The organism is Prevotella sp. oral taxon 306 str. F0472 (assembly GCF_000257925.1).
GTDB classification, from domain to species: Bacteria; Bacteroidota; Bacteroidia; order Bacteroidales; family Bacteroidaceae; genus Prevotella; species Prevotella vespertina.
In genome coordinates this window covers 109,397-128,851 of the sequence record NZ_AJIN01000011.1, presented here as the reverse complement: position 1 = coordinate 128,851, position 19,455 = coordinate 109,397, and the positions used below count along the sequence as shown (strand labels likewise).

The window sequence follows — 19,455 nt, the reverse complement described above, 5'->3', positions numbered from 1 at the left end:
TTGCACACACAAACTTAAAATAAGGTAAAAGGTATATATGGGATATTTAACAACAGATAAGAAGAAAGTAACAGCAAAGACACTATTAGAAATGAAGGCTGCAGGTGAGAAGATAACTCAAATGACAGCTTACGATTTCACAACGGCAGGGATAATCGACGCTGCTGGTATTGATAGTATTCTTGTTGGCGATTCAGCTTCTAATGTAATGGCAGGTAATCAGGACACAACCCCTATTACTATTGATCAGATGATTTACCATGCACGTGCTGTTGTTAGGGCTTGCCAACATTGCCTTGTTGTTTGTGATATGCCATTTGGCTCTTATCAGGTAAGCCGTGAAGAGGGGATTCGTAATGCTATACGCATTATAAAGGAAACTGGTGCTGGTGCAGTAAAGATGGAAGGCGGTCAAGAGATTGCTAACACTGTCAAAGGTATTGTTGATGCTGGTATTCCTGTCATTGGTCACCTTGGTTTAACTCCACAGAGTATTCATAAGTTTGGTGGTTATGGGCTTCGTGCAAAAGAAGACGCAGAAGCACAGAAACTCATTGACGATGCCTTAGCGTTAGATGCCGCAGGTGTTAGTGCTATCACACTAGAGAAAGTACCATCTGCATTGGCAGCAAAGGTAACCTCAATGGTAAAGGCAGCTACTATTGGTATTGGCGCAGGTAATGAAACGGATGGTCAAGTACTTGTATATGCCGATGCTCTTGGAATGACACAAGGTTTCAAGCCTAAGTTTTTACGCCATTTTGCCGATGTCAATAAGTGCATGACAGAAGGAGTACAAGAATACATTAAGTGTGTAAAGGAGAAGTCTTTCCCTTCTATTGAAGAGTCTTATTAAGTCATTATTATGAAACCTCAAAGCGTTAAGGCTTAGTTGATATTAAAGACAAGAATTATGGATACTCAGAATACCCCTATTCATGTACGGTTATGGGATAAGCACTTTTGGACACTGGCAATAGCAAACCTGCTGTTGGTTATGTCATCCTATATGTTGATTCCAGCTATACCGATACGACTGAGGAGTGATGGGTATAAGATGCCACAGATAGCGTTGGTATTAGGAATCTTCTTTGTTGGAATGTATCTCTTTGGCAATAGTTCGGCTTATCTCGTGCAACGTTATCGCCGTAAGATGGTGTTCTTACTATCAACGCTATTGCTATTAGCAGTGACAGCCATACTCTATTATTTGGCAACAATGCCTAATATCAACATAGACTATGTCTTTCTAGTTGGTTTACGATTCTTACAAGGTTCGTTCTATGGCTTATCACAACTAGTCTTGTTGAGTACACTTGTAATTGATAATGTTGAGGCTGTACATCGCACCGAGGCTAATCATGCTGTAACATGGTTCGGACGTTTTGCACTAGCATTAGGACCAATAGTAGGGTTAACCATTTATCATTCTATGAACTTTGGTTCCGTGCTATTGGTATCATGTTGTTGTGTAGCACTATCCTTTATCCTTGTCAGCTTTATACGTTTTCCATTTAGATTACCTAATGAAGATCTATGCAGATTCTCCTTAGATAGATTCTTATTGAAGGGTAGTCATTGGTTGTTTATTAACACAACCCTTATCACCATTGTCGTGGGCTTGTTGTTAACGATTGAGCAAACCCCAAGGTTCTATGCTTTTATAATGCTAGGCTTCATCCTTGCGTTATTAGCCGAACGATTTGCGTTCAGTAATGCCGACCTTCGTAGTGAAGCCACAACAGGTTTGTTCTTTATGGGGGGAGCCGTCTTATTAATGCTCACAAGGAACCAATCAAGTGTAACTTATATAGCCCCCATACTTACAGGTTTTGGCGTTGGTATCATAGGTAGTCGTTTCTTACTCTTCTTTATTAAGCTAGCAGGACACTGCCAACGTGGTACAAGTCAAAGTACGTTTATACTAGCTTGGGAGACAGGAATAGGTATCGGATTAGTTATTTCTTTTGCCTTACTTCATTGTAACCGCATATTGGTTTTATGGGTAAGTTTGATAGTGCTTATTATCAGCCTTGTCTTTTATACATTCTTCATTCATAAGTGGTATGTAAAGCATAAGAACCGATAATTTGATGATAGAGTAACCACGGCCATTACTCTATCTTAAATGAGGAATTATGCTATAACTTAAACAGCAATTAGACTTTAACTTAAACTACAAATAGACTTTAAGTTAATGTAGGTTTGTACTTTAAGTTAAACGACGATTGTACTTTAAGTTAGAGGTGAAATGGACTTTTAGTTAGACATCAATTAAGCCCTCAATAAAAGTGCCCAAACACTTTCATTGAGAGCATTTGGGCACATACAACTAATGTATAGAGAAAGAGAGAAAATGAGTTCTTATTCTCTTATTTTTTATAAAACATCCAACTCTTTTTATTCACATCAAGGCTATCCAACAATCTTGTACTGCCTCACGAAATTGAAACGATTTCATAAAGAGCAGTTAGACTATTTAGAATTGGAAGTAAATAAATGGTTGTACGTCTGAACTCTTCACCTGCATGATGATAAATATCACGATGGTGATAGCTACAGCAGAAAGAACAACCCCACCCTTTTGCAAGAGCTTGACACTATTATTTTGCCAAGAGTTAGGCAAGAAATGGGTAATCAATGCAAATGCCATTAGAGCAAAGACATACTTATAAGCTACAAAGACATCGGGGAGAACAGATGGATTGAATTTCGTAAACATTTGCTTGATCATAATCCATGCACTTTCAAAGTCACGACAGCGGAAGAATATCCATGTAAAACAGAGAACGTGGAAGGTAATCAATACAGAGAAGAAGCGACGAATGCCCGCTGGGTGATAGTGCCGATCATGACGCATTATAGTTTGCGACCAGAACTTATGTAGACAAACAAGCGCACCATGGATAACGCCCCATAGAACAAAGTTAAGGGAAGCTCCGTGCCATAAACCACAAGCTGTCATGGCGATCATTTGATTGATGTACATGAAGAACGTTCCTCTTCGGTTTCCCCCTAAAGATATATAAACATAGTCGCGAATCCATGTCGAGAGAGAGATATGCCATCTACGCCAGAAGTCAGTCATGGAATCAGCTGTTAGCGGCGCATTAAAGTTCATCGGTATTTCATAACCCATCAATAAGGCAATACCTATAGCCATATCTGAATAGCCCGAAAAGTCACAGTAGATTTGAATGGTATAGCCATAAAGCCCCAACAATACCTCACCACCAGAGAACAAGGTAGGGTTATCGAAGATTCGATCTACAAAGTTTTGTGAGATATAATCTGAAATAACAGCTTTCTTGAACAGACCTATAATGATGAAGAAAACACCACGTGCAAACATCTCTGGAGAGATGTGTAAAGGCTTACGAATCTGTGGACCAAAGTCGGTTGCACGTGTAATTGGTCCAGCCAACAACGTTGGAAAGAAACTTACATAGAAGGCATAGTCTAGCAATGACTCCATGGGTTGTGCTTTCTTCCTATAGATATCAACTACATAAGAGATCGTCTTGAAAGTGTAGAAGCTAATGCCGACAGGTAAGAAGATGTCCCATGGTTGAAAGTTTCCTCCTATCATCTGTGCAATAAGACCAGCAAAGAAGTTTGTGTACTTGAAGTATGCAAGTAAACCTAAATCAATGAGGAGACTCAAAATTAACCATAATCGTGGATACTTCCCACGTGCTACACGTCGTGCAATATAGAAGTCGCTGACAGTGACAATTAGAAGTAGGAAGAAATAGAAACCACTACTCTTATAAAAGAAATAGTAAGAGAAGAGGGTTACGAACAATAGTCGTGCATCGACCTTCTTACGCAAGCAGAAATAGACAAGCATAAAGAAGAGGAAGATGAACAAGAAAGCCCCAGAAGAGAAGAGTAAAGGCTCGTGGGGGTTATAGAGTAAGATGTTAGCAATCTTGCTAAAATCTAGTGATGCGAAATAAGATAATATATCTTGGATCATTATAGTAATATACTTTGGATTATTATTTCTGTATAAGTTTCATCTTTCTTGCGTAGTTGTTCTGACCAGCAACTATTGACTTGAAGATACGTGGTGCAACATACTTACCACCCTTAAAATTAATATGAACATAGTCTTTAGAACCCATATTCTTCTCATCAACAAGGCGCATCATTGTGCCAGGTCCACCCATTGCTTTATAGAGACTATAGAAAGCAACTTTACAATCGGAAGCCATTTGGTCTTGATAACCAACAAGCATCTTAACTCCCTCCATTGTACCATCAGGTGAAGACTTCGAACCTCTATCTGGCGCACCTATCACAAGTATACTTGCTGTTGGGAAGCACTTATGGAAGAGTTGTATGACACTTTTCATCTTAGAGGTATATGTTTGTAGCTCTCTTTCCTTAGATGCAGGAGTGATGGCATTGGCTCCAAATTGGAAGACAATGAGATCATAAGGACGAACTTGAGCAAACTGACGGAGTGTGGTCTCTGGTAGTTTTGATAAGGATAGCCCGTTAGAACCACGCATACTAAAGTTGTCAAGAACTATACCTCCATTGCCTTCTTGTGCTGTAGCAAAGAGAGTTGCATTAGTACCAGAAATATCTATAGAAGCATGAGAGGTTGCTCCGTTGAATCTTACCATCTGAACATTAGGAGAAGGTGAAACCTGTTCGGTTGTAGACTTACCTCCATCAATATGGAAAGTTACACTAGCACCATTCTTCGCACGTAGGTAAAGCTGTGTTGTACTCCACTTTTCAGTTCGTGGATATTCATGAGCCATGAAAGGAGCAAGGCTAATGTTTGCACGTCCTGAAAGAGGATAATAACGTTCCGCCATACCTGCTTGAAGAACATCATAAGAATCAGGCTTCTTCACTAGATGTTCTGTAAGTCCGGTGAACTTCTGAGTTGTTGTATGCTTGTATTGATTAAGGTCATTACCAGCATCTAACCATCCAACGCCTTCTCCACCATAATACTTCTGGAGTTCCTCACGAAGGTCTGCCAAGAGAATATCTCCTTCTATAAAAGAGTCACCAAAGTAAGCTATACGAACAGGACGACCTAAGTTCTTCTTCTCCTTTAATGCTGTTAATTGCTCATAGAAGTGATCCATACCACCTGGCTTACCTTCAGAATAGTCGACGATACGTTCTGTTCCTTTTGGCCACTGCTCTTTGAAGTTAATGACTTTCCCATCCTTCTCCAACGAAAGGGTTGTAGAAGGAGTTTTAGGAGCAGGAATTACATCTTTCAGCTCTTTCTTCTGTCGTGATAAATCACTTAAGATATCAATTTCTCTCAGTTCTGTATCCCCTATCTTGAATGTTGGTAGGAAATGAAGTAACAAGAGAAAGACTACTACTAAGCATGTTAATAGTAGCGTTTTATATGTGTTAGTCTTCATCTTAATTATCTTTTAATGGAAGTTATCCTTACTATATCTTTATTGGTAAAGGCTGTATTAGCTTTCAGAGAAGTATTGATCCAATAGCTTAATACCTTTATCTGTGCAGACACCTCTAACAAACAACATGATCATAATACGACTTAATTCCTTCATATCATACTTTTTAAAGAGGCAATTATTCATAACAAACTGCTCTGAAGCAAATGAAAGTTCACGAACTATATCATAGTTTACATGCTCAAGGAAATAGCCTTCTTTCTTACCTCTTTCTATAAAGTCCACCATCTCTGCCTCTCTGTTTTCATGCAATCTCCTCACATAGCTTAACAGATTAGGATATTTCTGAAGGTCTTCAAAGAAGAGAGGATTAATCGTGATAAACTCTGATGTTCGAACCCTATAGACCTCAAGAATAATGTTGATAACGTTCGTACCAGGCTTATCAAACTCTATAACCTGTTGGCGTTCTATATCTTCCCTACGCTGTAAAACTTCAAAGAGTAAGTCCTCCTTCGTCTCGTAAATCTCATATAATGTACGCTTTGATATCTTTAAATCACTAGCTATACCATCCATCTTAACTTGCTTAATGCCATGTTGATGGAATAATGTAGCTGCAACCTTAAGGATTCTCCCCTTTAGCTTCTGTCGATAGACAGTCTCGTTATTTGTATTTTGCATTAATCGTTTCAATTTTCTGCAAAATTACAAAAAACTTTGGGAATGGTATCTGCTTTTTAGGTAGTTTTATTATCTTTGTGGCTACGTATAAAATAATTCACGAGAAAAAATTATATAAGATTATGGTCAAGGTAACAAAAGAGGTCGCTTTGGAATACCATCATAACGGTCGTCCAGGAAAGATTGAAGTTAAACCAACAAAGCCCTATAGCACACAGACTGATTTAAGTTTGGCTTATTCACCAGGTGTAGCATATCCTTGTTTAGAGATACAGCAGAACCCTGATGACGTGTATAAATATACTACTAAAGGCAATCTAGTAGCTGTTATTAGTAATGGTACTGCCGTTCTTGGTTTAGGTAATATAGGTGCAATGAGTGGTAAGCCAGTTATGGAAGGTAAGGGTTTACTATTCAAGATATATGGTGGTGTAGATGTATTCGATATAGAAGTTAACGAACAAGACCCGGATAAGTTCTGCGAAGCTGTAGAGAAGATTGCACCAACTTTTGGCGGTATTAATCTTGAAGACATTAAGGCACCAGAGTGCTTTGCTATCGAAGAGCGATTGAAGCGCACACTAGATATCCCTGTAATGCACGACGACCAACACGGTACTGCAATTATCTCTGCTGCTGGTTTGAAGAACGCCCTAGAGGTAGCAGGTAAAGATATTAGCAAGATCAAACTCGTAGTGAATGGTGCTGGTGCTGCAGCTATCTCATGTACGAAGATGTACGTAGCATTGGGCGTCAAGAAAGAGAATATCGTAATGCTAGATTCTAAGGGGGTCATCACTTCAGATCGTGAGAACCTCACCCCACAAAAGGCGTTATTTGCTACTGATCGTCGAGATGTACACACCTTAGAAGAGGCGATTAACGGAGCTGATGTATTCGTTGGACTATCAAAGGGTAATATACTCTCACAGGATATGATTCGTTCTATGAACGAGAAACCTATTGTGTTTGCATTAGCCAATCCAGTACCAGAGATTTCATACGATGACGCTATTGCAGCTCGCCCAGACGTAATCATGTCAACAGGTCGATCAGATTATCCCAACCAGATTAACAACGTAATTGGCTTCCCTTATATCTTCCGTGGAGCATTGGACGTACATGCGAAGGCTATCAACGAAGAGATGAAGATGGCGGCAGTACATGCTATTGCCGACCTAGCTAAGCAAACGGTGCCAGACGTTGTCAATGAGGTTTATCATGTAAACGACCTCACCTTTGGTCCTAAGTATTTCATCCCGAAGCCAGTCGACCCACGACTAATTACTGAGGTAAGTGCTGCTGTAGCTAAGGCTGCCATGGATAGCGGCGTAGCCCGTACGCCAATCAAGGACTTTGAGGCTTACAAGCAGCACCTGCGCCAGATGTTAGGGCAAGAGACAAAGCTCACCCGCTCACTCCACGCAACAGCCGCTCAGCACCCACAGCGCATTGTCTTTGCCGAAGGTGGTCACCCTACCATGATGAAGGCAGCTGTACAGGCAAAGCAAGAAGGCATTTGCGTACCTATCCTTTTAGGTAATCAAGACCGCTTGAATCGTGTGGCAAATCGCCTGAAGTTGGACATCAGTGACATAGAAATCATTGATATGCGTGCCGATAAGGAGCAAGGTCACCGCGCCACTTACGCTAAGCATTTAGCCGAGAAGCGTGCCCGTGAGGGATATACCTTCGAGGAGGCATACGATAAGATGTATGAGCGCAATTACTATGGTATGTCAATGGTTGAGAATGGTGATGCTGATGCGTTTATTACGGGTCTATACACCAAATACAGCAATACGATTAAGGTTGCAAAGGAAGTTATCGGAATCCGTCCCGAGTATAAACACTTCGGAACCATGCATATTCTGAATACAAAGAAAGGTGTATTCTACATCGCAGATACCTTGATCAACCGCCATCCAGATAGTGATGTCCTAACTGATGTGGCACGTTTGGCAGCCCATTCCGTTAAGTTCTTCAACGACGAGCCAGCTATTGCAATGCTCTCATTCTCTAACTTCGGCTCAGATAATGGAGGCTCCCCAGAGCAGGTGCGTGAGGCTGTTGCGAAGTTGCAAGCCGAGTGTCCAGACCTCGCTATCGATGGTGAGATGCAAGTTAACTTCGCTTTGAACAAGGAGCTACGTGACGAGAAATTCCCATTCACACGCCTAAAAGGTAAGGATGTCAACACACTCGTGTTCCCCGACTTGTCATCGGCTAATAGTGGTTACAAACTCCTACAGGCATTAAGCCCAGAGGCGGAAGTCATTGGTCCGATTCAGATGGGATTGAACAAGCCTATCCACTTTACCGACTTCGAGAGTTCCGTTCGTGACATCGTAAACATCACAGCGGTTGCTGCGATTGACGCATACGTGGAGAAGTTGAAGAAGAATAAGTAATCTGTTTTCAAGCACATATTAATAAAGCTCAGACTTGCATAAGTCTGGGCTTTATTCGTTTAGTGCTATATACTATTCATACGCTTTAAAATATCCCCTCAGTAACCTACTCGCTTACTTGCAATCATATACTAAACCTATAAACTTACACCCTATGTGCGCTCTTTGACTAATAGGTTTCCGCCTTCTTTCTCACCTGTTCCAGCATTCTTTCTCACGTGTTGCGCATCTCTTTCTCATGTGTCTTGCGTCTTTGAGTTCCGTGTCTTTTCTTATTCTCACCATGGTGAAACGAGTGTCTCATCATGATGAAACTAGTGTCTCATCGTGATGAAACTTGTGTCTCATCATGATGAAACTAACTTTACATAGCAATGTAAATGATGCACAACACGTGAGAAAGAGATGGAGAACGGGTGAGTAAGAATGCTGGAACACGTGAGCAAGAGATGCGCAACCCGCTAGAAAGAAATGGGAAACACGTGAGAAAGGAATGCGTAACACGCTAGAAAGAAATGGGGAACACGTGAGTAAGAATGCTGGAACAAGTGTATAACGATTCGCAAACAGGTGAGAGGAACTGGGCAAACCTGTTAGAACGAATCAGATATAACAAGTCTTCGGAAGAGCAAACCTGTTAGAACGAATCGGATATAGTAAGTCTTCGGAAGATATTACTATGAGTTCACGCTCGTAAGTACTATTTATTAGAAAGAAGATGAGCCTTATTCAGCCACAAGCCTACGTAAGTTAGGAGTCCATTCAACATCAGTAATTCGTAGCCAAACTTATATCCTGTAGCGTTAGAAACAATCATGTCTAAGGCAAAACATAGGAGTGGACTGGCAATAGCGATAAATGGAACATAGCGATCATTCACCTTGCGTTTCGTTGAAAGACCAAAGGCGAAAAGACCTAAGAGAGGTCCGTAAGTGTAAGAGACGATTGTATAGACTGCATCTATCAGACTCGTGGAATTGACATAACGAAAGATGAGGATAAACAACACGAACACAACAGATACACCGAGGTGAGACCACTTGCGCAACCGCTCGTCCTTGCGTTGGTTACAGATATCGACACAGAAGGTTGTGGTTAGGGCTGTCAGGGCAGAATCAGCACTGGAGAAACAGGCTGCAACAATACCAATCGTAAACAAAATTACGACCCATGTACCTAATTGACCGCCTGCAATGACCTGTAACATCAAATCGTCTGATACTGCAGGAAGAGCTTGCCCCACCCGTTGGTAATACATCATCAATAAGATTCCCAGGGCTAAGAACAGGAGATTGACGGGGGCGAATGCAAAGCCATAACTGCACATATCCTTTTGTGCCTCACGCAAAGTCTTACAAGTAAGATTCTTTTGCATCATGTCCTGATCAAGTCCTGTCATCACAATGACGATGAAGATACCGCTAAGGAACTGCTTCCAGAAGTTCTGTGTTGATACCCAATCATCTAATACGAAGATGCGCGAATGGCTATCTGCTGCGATGGCTTGCACGGCTTGAGGGAGATTCAATCCGAGTACATCCACTACCTTATATATTATGAGCAACAGAGCAAGGAGCATACAAAGTGTTTGAAATGTATCGGTCAATACAAGGGTGCGTATTCCGCCCCTCCGTGTATAGAGCCATATCAATGCAACCAACACCACAACGGTTATGGGAAACGGAATGGCGTATTTGTCGAGAACGAATTGCTGGAGTATCATGCAGACAACATAGAAGCGAACGGCTGCACTTGCCATCTTTGACAAGAGGAAGAAGGCTGCGCCCGTCTTGTAACTCCTATTGCCGAGGCGGGTTTGCAAATAAGTATAGATGGTTGTCAGGCGTAGACGATAATAAACGGGTAATAGCAGATAAGCCACGACGAAGTAACCCACGATAAAGCCCAAACAGGTTTGCATATAGGTCATATTACTTGTGAGAGTCATACCCGGTACACTTACAAAAGTCACGCCCGAGATACTAGCACCTATCATACCAAACGCCACCAAATACCATGGTGACTTACCATTGGCACGGAAGAAAGTCTCGTTATCGGCTTTGCGCCCTGTAAGCAAACTGAAGAGTAAGAGTATGCAGAAGTAGACTGCAATCGTAGCAATTATAATCATGATGTAGATAAAGTGAGAAGATGAGTTCCCGTGTGTTCCGTTTATTTGATTCTAGCAACACGAATACCGATATTCGATGGTCGTGACGTCATATACTGATAGAACGTTTCGGTAGGTTCTACTACCCTATTGCCGTTCTTCTTAAGACTGGAGGCATTCATGAGATGGAGTCCGTCCTCATGCCAAACGGCAAAGCCGAGATGAGTTGTATCGAGTTCCCGCTTGTTAGTTACAATAGCTATGATGTCGCCATCATGGATAACCTCTCGCAACTCGTTGTTATTATTCAGCAAGGCAGTAGGGATATAGCGCACCTTTGTTCCGTTACTAGCATCCTCTAATTTCTTGAGTTCAGCCACACGCCTCGGGTTATTCTTTAGCATATCATACGCCTTTGCGTTAAGGCTCATATAGTTTATTTTCAATGTTTGTACCGCTGTAAAAGGTGGGTTAGGCGTGTTGATCTCTTTGACAAATCCCATGCGCACATTGTCCTCCAACCACCAATGGAAATAGTGAAGACGGTTCACGTAGCTCATCTTACCGCCACGATAACGAATCAGTTCTAATTGGTGTACGTAATCTGAGAACTTATGTTTGCCGCGCTCAGCACATAGCGTTAGAGCCGTCACAGCCTCAACATAAGTGGTGCAATCTAATCCATGTAAATTGACGACAAGTCTTTCCTCATCGTTCTTATCCAATGTGTGCGCAACGTAAGGAACACCTATAAACTTGCGGGCTATCGTGAGGATTAGCTCCTCATGTGATAGACTATGCCTTTGTGCAGCCATATCTTGTAAGATACCACATACCAACGCACTGTCTGCTTTAGAATAAGAATCAATATAAGCAGGTAAGGCGTCTTTGTTCGCATGATGTTCGGCACTCACGGAACTATCTTCTATCTTTTCAGCCACTACCCTCTGCTGTTTATGCTTATTCTCTATCGTCTTAGCCCCACATGCAGTCAATGCAATGAGAAACAAACCAATTATGCTATACTTCTGCTTCATCACTTATCCTTTCTGTTCTTGATAGCCTTCCTTCTTCTTCGCTTTCCTCTTTCCAAAGTTGAAGCCCACATAAAGATTGACACTACCAAAGAAGTTATTTGTTGAGAAGTTACTACGCCTGTAATTGTAAGCATGGAGTATCATGCTCATACCTGCATACCACTTACTATTGTTCCATACAAGTCCAAAACGCCCGATACCATCTATGTTGATGTTATTGAACTTAAAGTCACTGATGGAGAAACGCTTATGTGTCACGTCGCCCGAGCTCTGCTTGTAAGCCAGTGCAACAGACAACGAACTAGCAAGAAGCCAGTTGTGGGCAAAGACCCAATTATAGGCATAGCCACCACTAACAGATATATCCGTGTACTTTATCTTATCGAACATCAAAGTGCTATCCACCGCAACGCTCCCTCCTAGACGATTAGCAACAAGGTTGTTTAGCTCCTTCCAATCAACCTCTAGTGTGTGTCTCGTGTAACCGATACCTAATAACGGACTACCTGCAGAGCGACGTTGTATGGTGCTTTGACTGAAAGCTGCAGGATAAGAGAAACGGCGGTGATTAAAGATATAATAAATATTGAAACCTTTGATACTTGAGGTTAATCCGTCAAAGCCAGCCCCCTTTATGGGGTCGGTATTAATAGTCTCACCAAGATAGAGTTGCCGTATCTTATAATCGTTACCAGTCCTTCTGTAATAGATATCAATGCCTAGCATCGAACTATACAAACTTAAATCATATTCCTGCCTGCGCTTATCATTAATCTTGCGTAGTAAATGCGTGATATCAACGGTATAACCTAGGAATATCCACCGCCAACCGAAGTAAGGTCCAATGCGGATATTAGCCTCTGGAGCAAAGGTAATGCTTTGCCCTTTATCGCTCGCTATACGATACACCTCGTAAGTGTTCGTATTCTGTAGCATCGTAGTAAAGTTGTATCGCTGTGGCTCAATATAGCTTGTATCTATGTCATTGAACTTATAGCCAGTCTTTCTCTTCTTGTGGTATTCCGCCTTATTCCTATAAGCACTAGAATCTACTCGCATCCAGCGTATAGTGTCAAGTGTATGTTCCAGGTTACCAACCGCTCTTGTCGAAGTATGTGCATTCGCTATCCCTATTCCCATAAAGAACAAGAGGAATGATAACAAAACACAACGATTAATAAGCTGATTCATTGATAACACGGATTTGAATAATATGTAAATGTAGTAAGGCTTCTATATCTTACCAAGAATACGATCTATCACCCAGTTCGTTGGGGTCGCACTGATACTTGTACAATCACAAGAGCCATATCCCTGCATATCTTCTATGACGGACTTAATAATTGGTAGCTGAACGTAAGGCGGATTGGCTACTTCTATATCCTTTTCGCCCTCACTTGTACAGAGGTGGATGGGCGTGTATGTATAGACAGAGAACGACAGACGTCCCTTTGTCCCATAAACCTCAATATGATCCTCACGCGCACTCTCATGGGCGACAAAGCACCAAGCACCACTGCCAGTGAGACCATTCTCGAAACGGAACACAGCATTTACAGTGTCTTCAACATCATAAAGTCCGGCTCGGTTAGCTGTATAGCCATGTGCCTTAACAATAACACCAAAAAAGTTCTGAAGCAAGTCTAACTGGTGGGGAGCTAAGTCATAAAAGTATCCACCACCAGAAATATTCGATTGTAATCGCCACGGATGTTGTACATTACTCTTATAATCTAGATCGCGCGGTGGTACAGCAAAGCGTACTTGCACGGTTAGGATATTTCCGATTGTACCATTATCTATTATCTCCTTTACCTTTTGGAAGTACGGGAGATAACGGCGGTAATAAGCAACAAAGCAAGGAACATTCGTCTGTTCTGATATGCGATTGATACGAACACAATCCTCGTAAGATGCAGCCAATGGCTTCTCTATGTAACAAGGCTTACCAGCACGCATTGCCATGATAGCGAATGTGGCATGGGCAGCAGGTGGCGTCGCAATATATACGGCATTCACATCAGGATCATCAACTAACTCCTGCGCATCTGTGTACCATTTTCTAATATTATGGCGTTCGGCATAAGAGCGTGCCTTCAGTTCGCTACGACTAAAAACAGCTACTACATGTGAGCCCATAACCTCATTAAACGCAGGTCCTGACTTCTTCTCTGTGACCTCCCCACAGCCTATAAAACCCCAATTAATTTGCTTCATTGCTCTTTGCTTTTCTGCAAAATTACTAAAAAACTATCAACTAACCAGACCTAGCTCTTAAGTTTTTAGTATCTTTGCAACATAGGGTACACAATTATACATAAATCGGAATGATAATTAAGAAATCAGAATTTACTATATCATCGCCTAGTTTATCAAAATGTCCTGATGATACTAAAGCAGAATATGCATTTATCGGACGCTCTAATGTTGGTAAATCAAGTCTTATTAATATGTTATGCAACCATAAAGGATTGGCTAAGACATCGGCTAAGCCCGGTAAGACTTTACTCATCAACCACTTCATTATTAATAATGAATGGTATTTGGTTGACCTCCCTGGTTATGGCTATGCTAAGAACTCTAAGACGGTACGTAACAAGCTGGAGCAGATGATAGCGCAATACATTCTACAGCGCAAACAACTGGTCAATGTGTTTGTTCTCATTGATATTCGACATGAGCAACAGAAGATAGATCGTGAGTTTGTCGATTGGTTGGGAGAGAGCAATGTTCCCTTCTCTATCATCTTCACTAAGGCTGACAAGCTATCTCCTGCAAAGGCTAAGTCTAACGCATTACTATGGATGAAGAAGTTACAAGACAGATGGGAAGTATTGCCTCCTTACTTCATCACCTCATCAGAAGACAAGACTGGGCGAGACGAAGTACTTGATTATATTGACCAGATAAACGCAACACTGGAATAACCCCTAAATACATAGCACAGATACCTTACCTTGATGTCCAAAACTTAACTAAGAGCTTTGGAGCACAGGTTCTTTTCAAAGATATTTCATTTTCGATAGCTGAAGGGCAACACATAGGATTAGTAGCACAGAATGGTACGGGTAAGTCTACCCTATTATCTATTCTAATTGGAAAAGAAAGCTATGATACTGGTTCTATTATCTATCGCAATGACTTACGTGTAGGACTTCTAGAACAGAGCCCGAAGTTTGATCCCGAAGAGAGTGTGCTAGACGCCTGCTTTAATCATGAGGGAAATCCAGAAAGATTATTGAAGGCAAAGCAAATTCTAACAATGCTAAAGCTCACTAATCTTGACCAACCAATGGGACAATTAAGTGGCGGACAGCAGAAGCGTGTAGCACTAGCGAATGTTCTTATCCTCGAGCCAGACTTTCTCATTCTTGACGAGCCGACGAACCATTTAGATTTAGAGATGATTGAATGGCTTGAAGGTTATCTATCACGTGGCAATAAAACAATTTTTATGGTTACACACGACCGCTATTTCCTTGACAATGTGTGTAACACGATACTTGAATTAGACAATAACACGATCTACACCTATCGAGGTAATTATTCTTATTACTTAGAGAAGAGACAAGAACGTATTGATAATACACGTGCCGAGATAGCACGTGCCAATAACCTTTATCGCACAGAGTTAGAATGGATGCGTCGTATGCCACAAGCACGTGGGCATAAAGCACGCTATCGAGAAGAGGCATTCTATGAGTTAGAAGCAAAAGCCAAACAACGCATAGAAGAACGACAAGTAAGACTAAAGTCCTCTAACGTTTATATAGGTAGTAAGATCTTCGAATGCCAATACGTATCGAAGAAGTTTGATGATAAGGTTATCCTCAACGACTTCTATTATAACTTTGCACGATTTGAGAAGATGGGTATCGTGGGAAATAATGGTACAGGCAAGTCAACTTTCATTAAGATGCTTCTTGGAAAGGTAGCTCCCGATAGCGGACGATTCGATATTGGAGAGACCGTGCGCTTTGGTTATTTCTCACAGGAAGGATTAAAGTTCCGTGACGATCAAAAAGTTATTGATATCATCACGGATATAGCCGATTACATCGATATGGGAGGCGGTAAACACATGACTGCTTCTCAATTCTTAAATTACTTCCTCTTCTCTCCTGAAGAGCAACATAATTATGTTTACAAACTATCTGGCGGAGAGAAACGTAAGCTATATCTCTGTACAGTACTCATGAAGAATCCTAACTTCCTCGTACTGGACGAGCCAACTAATGACTTAGATATTCAAACCTTACAGATTCTAGAAGAGTATTTGCAAGACTTCCCCGGCTGTGTTATAGTTGTTTCGCACGACCGCTATTTTATGGATAAAGTCGTTGATCATTTGCTCGTATTCAAAGGTGAAGGAGAAATACAAGACTTCCCTGGTAACTACACGCAATACAGAGATTATCAGAAGATGAAATCCAAAGAAGATAATCAAACAAAGCCAGTAAAGAATACGAAACAGGTTAATACAGAAGCTAAGAACAATTCTTCGATAAATGGGAAGCGCAAGATGACCTTCAAAGAGAAACGAGAATACGAACAAATATCAGAGAAGATCAATCAACTAGAAACAGAACAGAAACAACTAGAAGAAGAACTTTGCTCTGGTAATCTCTCGGTAGAAGAATTAACCGAAAAGAGTAAACGATTGCCAATATTAAAAGATGAACTCGATGAGTTAGAACTTAGATGGCTAGAACTTTCGGAGTTAATTTAACCCGTTTGAGGACAAGTAAAGTCCTTTTATCACACAGGTTATCATTAAATTATTGAAAGCTTTTTCTTACGAAAGAGCTTTCTTTTTTATATATCAGATAATCAGGTAGTTACATATTCACAATAGCTTCCTCCAAAAAGGTACTATCGTTTTCGAGAAAAAGTACTATCATTTTCATTGAGAAGTAGTATCGTTTTTAGGAAAAGATACTATCGCTTTATTCAAAACATATATACATTTCGATTGTACTTATTCTATTAGTATCTTCTTTCCTATATTTGAAGTCAGAATAATGTACTATCGGGACATCATTTTCACTACAATTTATGTACCCCTTTACCATTAAGAACGCACACGAATAACATTAAGTAAGCCTTCTGACACACGGAAAAATACTTCCTTTCCTCCAAAAGGCATTATATAAACACGCTCTGGATTGTGTTGATATTGTGGACGAGGATCTTGCGCAAGGACTTCCTTTAAGGCAGAAAGTTCCTCGACTCCAAACTTAGCTGCTATCTCATCAGGAATATAAACTGAAAGTTTCTGCCACTCCTTCTTGTCCGTAAAGCCACCTTTAGCCTCTGGATGACTATCGACATACGGAATATAAGGCTTTATGTCATATATGGGGGTACCATCCATAAGGTCGGCACCTATAACTTCAATTTCACTTTCGGTGATTTGCTTAATAAGAACAGAAGATAAACCAAGTCCGTTAGGGCGGAAAGGTGACCTAGTAGCAAAGACTCCCAAACGCTTATTCCCTCCTAATCGTGGTGGGCGAACAGTAAACTTGATTTCATTAGACGAAGGATTAGCCGAAAATCCCCATATCAACCACAAGTAATCGAAATCTTCTAAACCACGTAAGGCTTCTTCTCTTTGATATTTCTTTTCAAAGACAATACGCCCCACAAGATTATGGGCTAATCCGCTCTGTCTAGGTATCCCAAACTTTGAAGTTAAAGGAGAACGGAAGAAGGCTATAGGTTCTATTTCTTTCACAGTTGCAAAGTTAATATTTTGCTTTTTATTAGGCATTAAATAAACGATTTTATTTATCTTTGCAAACAAATAATACTATTAAACAATGGAAAATAAAACAGAACAAAGTATTGAAATTCCTGAGAATGCTTTCAGAGAATTGAAGGAAGGTGAGGAGTATCACCCTATCATGTCTCCTCAACAAACTTACAGAGAAGTAAGCCCATGGTCTATCACTTGGGGTATCCTAATGACAGTATTATTCTCCGCAGCCGCAGCTTACTTAGGTTTGAAAGTTGGACAAGTATTTGAGGCAGCTATACCAATCGCTATTATTGCTATTGGATTGTCCTCTGCCACTAAACGTAAGAATGCACTTGGCGAGAATGTTATCATCCAAAGTATTGGTGCTTGTTCAGGAGCCGTTGTTGCGGGTGGAATCTTTGTCATGCCAGCTATCTATATGTTAGACTTGCAAGCTGACTTCCTAAAGATTTTCATTGCAGCGGCACTGGGCGGTGTATTAGGAATCTTATTCTTAATTCCCTTTCGCAAGTACTTTGTTAAAGATCAACATGGCAAGTATCCTTTCCCTGAAGCAACAGCTACAACACAAGTCCTTGTCAGTGGTGAGAAAGGTGGAAGCCAGGCAAAACCATTACTTCTTGCAGGACTCGTTGGTGGTTTATACGATTTCATTGTAGCAACATTCGGTTTCTGGAACGAAAACGTAACAAGCAGAATGATTGGTTTTGGTGAAACAATCGCAGAGAAAGCAAAACTAGTATTCAAAGTAAATACAGGAGCTGCAGTACTCGGACTTGGTTATATCATCGGACTAAAGTATGCTTTCATCATTTGTTTAGGTTCCCTGGCTGTATGGTGGCTTATTGTTCCTGGTATGGCTCTCCTATTCCATGACACTGTATTGAATCAGTGGGATCCAACCATTACAACAGCTGTTGGTCAGATGGCACCTGAAGTTATCTTCAAGTCTTACGCACGTTCTATTGGTATTGGTGGTATTGCTATGTCAGGTATCATTGGTATAGTGAAATCATGGGGAATTATCAAGAGTGCTGTTGGATTAGCAGCCAAAGAGATGAAAGGTAAAGGAGGCAATCAGTCAGAGGTTCTTCGCACACAAAGAGACATATCCTTCAAGATTATAGCCTTCGGAAGTATTGCAACGCTGATTATCACTTTCTTGTTCTTTTACTTCGGAGTAATGAACTTTAACCTGCTCCATGCTGTTGTTGGTATTATTCTTGTGACCATCATAGCTTTCCTCTTCACCACTGTTGCCGCTAATGCCATTGCTATTGTAGGAAGCAATCCTGTTTCTGGTATGACATTAATGACACTTATCTTAGCCTCAGTAGTCATGGTTGCTGTAGGTTTGAAAGGCAACGCTGGTATGTTAGCAGCACTTCTCATGGGTGGCGTTGTTTGTACAGCCTTATCAATGGCGGGATCTTTTATAACAGACTTAAAGATTGGTTATTGGCTAGGAACAACTCCAAAGAAACAAGAAACATGGAAGTTCCTCGGCACTATAATTTCTGCAGCAACCGTTGCTGGTGTGATGATTGTCTTAGATAAAACTTATGGTTTCAATTCGGGTAAGTTAGCTGCTCCACAAGCGAATGCTATGGCAGCCGTTATCAAACCATTGATGAGTGGTCAAGGTGCACCTTGGATTCTCTATGCTATTGGAGCTGTGATAGCTTTAGTCTTAGACCGCTGCAAGGTTCCTGCTCTAGCTTTTGCCTTGGGTATGTTCATTCCTCTTGAGCTGAACATTCCTTTGTTAGTTGGTGGTGCTATCAATTGGTATGTGACAACTCGCTCTAAGAGTGAAACCATCAACAAGGCTAGAGGTGAGAAGGGAACATTGATTGCTTCAGGATTCATTGCTGGTGGAGCATTGATGGGAGTCGTCTCTGCCTTACTGAAGTTTGGTGGTATTGAGTTCCAATACGGTACATGGTGGGAGAATCATCTATCAGAGCTCCTTTCACTCATCGCTTACATTGCACTCATTCTCTACTTTATCGCTGCAACGAAACTAAGTAAGAAGGAGTTAGAATAAATC

General features: G+C 41.0%; 14 protein-coding genes. 6 read left to right on the top strand and 8 right to left on the bottom strand.

Annotated elements, in window-relative coordinates:
- The first annotated feature begins 37 nt into the window (after positions 1-37).
- Positions 38-856, top strand: a complete 819-nt coding sequence (panB, locus tag HMPREF9969_RS01585) for a 3-methyl-2-oxobutanoate hydroxymethyltransferase (RefSeq protein WP_009434133.1) — start codon at positions 38-40, stop codon at positions 854-856.
- 57 nt (positions 857-913) lie between these two features.
- On the top strand, positions 914-2,089 hold the full coding sequence (locus HMPREF9969_RS01580) for an MFS transporter (protein WP_009434184.1): 1,176 nt from the start codon (positions 914-916) through the stop codon (positions 2,087-2,089).
- A gap of 390 nt (positions 2,090-2,479) precedes the next feature.
- Here the strand turns inward: HMPREF9969_RS01580 and HMPREF9969_RS01575 are convergent, their stop codons facing one another.
- The 3 genes from HMPREF9969_RS01575 to HMPREF9969_RS01565 are packed head-to-tail and all read right to left on the bottom strand — an operon-like array spanning position 2,480 to position 6,086.
- A complete protein-coding gene (locus tag HMPREF9969_RS01575; RefSeq protein WP_009434125.1) occupies positions 2,480-3,979 on the bottom strand; it encodes an MBOAT family O-acyltransferase in 1,500 nt (499 codons plus the stop codon).
- A gap of 22 nt (positions 3,980-4,001) precedes the next feature.
- Positions 4,002-5,402 (bottom strand): hypothetical protein, encoded by a 1,401-nt coding sequence (locus tag HMPREF9969_RS01570; protein ID WP_009434132.1) that lies wholly within the window; start codon positions 5,400-5,402, stop codon positions 4,002-4,004.
- A gap of 57 nt (positions 5,403-5,459) precedes the next feature.
- Entirely contained in the window at positions 5,460-6,086 is a 627-nt protein-coding gene (locus HMPREF9969_RS01565) for a TetR/AcrR family transcriptional regulator (protein ID WP_009434088.1), read from the bottom strand.
- Between the two features lie 122 nt (positions 6,087-6,208).
- Here HMPREF9969_RS01565 and HMPREF9969_RS01560 point away from each other — a divergent pair, with 122 nt between their 5' ends.
- Complete coding sequence (locus HMPREF9969_RS01560; RefSeq protein WP_009434140.1) at positions 6,209-8,497, top strand: NADP-dependent malic enzyme; 2,289 nt, start codon at positions 6,209-6,211, stop codon at positions 8,495-8,497.
- Positions 8,498-9,197: 700 nt separating this feature from the next.
- Here HMPREF9969_RS01560 and HMPREF9969_RS01555 read toward each other — a convergent pair.
- The 4 genes from HMPREF9969_RS01555 to HMPREF9969_RS01540 are packed head-to-tail and all read right to left on the bottom strand — an operon-like array spanning position 9,198 to position 13,861.
- Entirely contained in the window at positions 9,198-10,628 is a 1,431-nt protein-coding gene (locus HMPREF9969_RS01555) for a sodium:solute symporter (protein WP_009434109.1), read from the bottom strand.
- A gap of 41 nt (positions 10,629-10,669) precedes the next feature.
- Positions 10,670-11,644 (bottom strand): N-acetylmuramoyl-L-alanine amidase-like domain-containing protein, encoded by a 975-nt coding sequence (locus HMPREF9969_RS01550; RefSeq protein WP_009434155.1) that lies wholly within the window; start codon positions 11,642-11,644, stop codon positions 10,670-10,672.
- Positions 11,645-11,647: 3 nt separating this feature from the next.
- The gene (locus HMPREF9969_RS01545; protein ID WP_036894600.1) at positions 11,648-12,835 is read right to left on the bottom strand and encodes a DUF4421 domain-containing protein; all 1,188 of its coding nucleotides are present in this window, start codon (positions 12,833-12,835) and stop codon (positions 11,648-11,650) included.
- Positions 12,836-12,877: 42 nt separating this feature from the next.
- Positions 12,878-13,861 carry a Gfo/Idh/MocA family protein gene (locus HMPREF9969_RS01540; RefSeq protein WP_009434137.1) on the bottom strand — a complete coding sequence of 328 codons (984 nt, stop codon included), beginning with the start codon at positions 13,859-13,861 and terminating at the stop codon, positions 12,878-12,880.
- Between the two features lie 110 nt (positions 13,862-13,971).
- Here HMPREF9969_RS01540 and yihA point away from each other — a divergent pair, with 110 nt between their 5' ends.
- A complete protein-coding gene (yihA, locus tag HMPREF9969_RS01535; RefSeq protein ID WP_009434207.1) occupies positions 13,972-14,571 on the top strand; it encodes a ribosome biogenesis GTP-binding protein YihA/YsxC in 600 nt (199 codons plus the stop codon).
- 11 nt (positions 14,572-14,582) lie between these two features.
- Positions 14,583-16,373 carry a ribosomal protection-like ABC-F family protein gene (abc-f, locus tag HMPREF9969_RS01530; protein WP_036894598.1) on the top strand — a complete coding sequence of 597 codons (1,791 nt, stop codon included), beginning with the start codon at positions 14,583-14,585 and terminating at the stop codon, positions 16,371-16,373.
- A 342-nt stretch (positions 16,374-16,715) separates the two neighbouring features.
- On the opposite strand, the gene tsaA is transcribed toward abc-f, so the two are convergent.
- Positions 16,716-17,381: a tRNA (N6-threonylcarbamoyladenosine(37)-N6)-methyltransferase TrmO gene (gene tsaA / locus HMPREF9969_RS01525; protein WP_036894651.1), complete on the bottom strand. Its 666-nt coding sequence runs from the start codon at positions 17,379-17,381 to the stop codon at positions 16,716-16,718.
- A gap of 85 nt (positions 17,382-17,466) precedes the next feature.
- On the opposite strand from tsaA, the gene HMPREF9969_RS01520 reads away from it, so the two are divergent.
- Positions 17,467-19,452 (top strand): OPT family oligopeptide transporter, encoded by a 1,986-nt coding sequence (locus HMPREF9969_RS01520; protein WP_009434183.1) that lies wholly within the window; start codon positions 17,467-17,469, stop codon positions 19,450-19,452.
- Positions 19,453-19,455 lie beyond the last annotated feature (3 nt).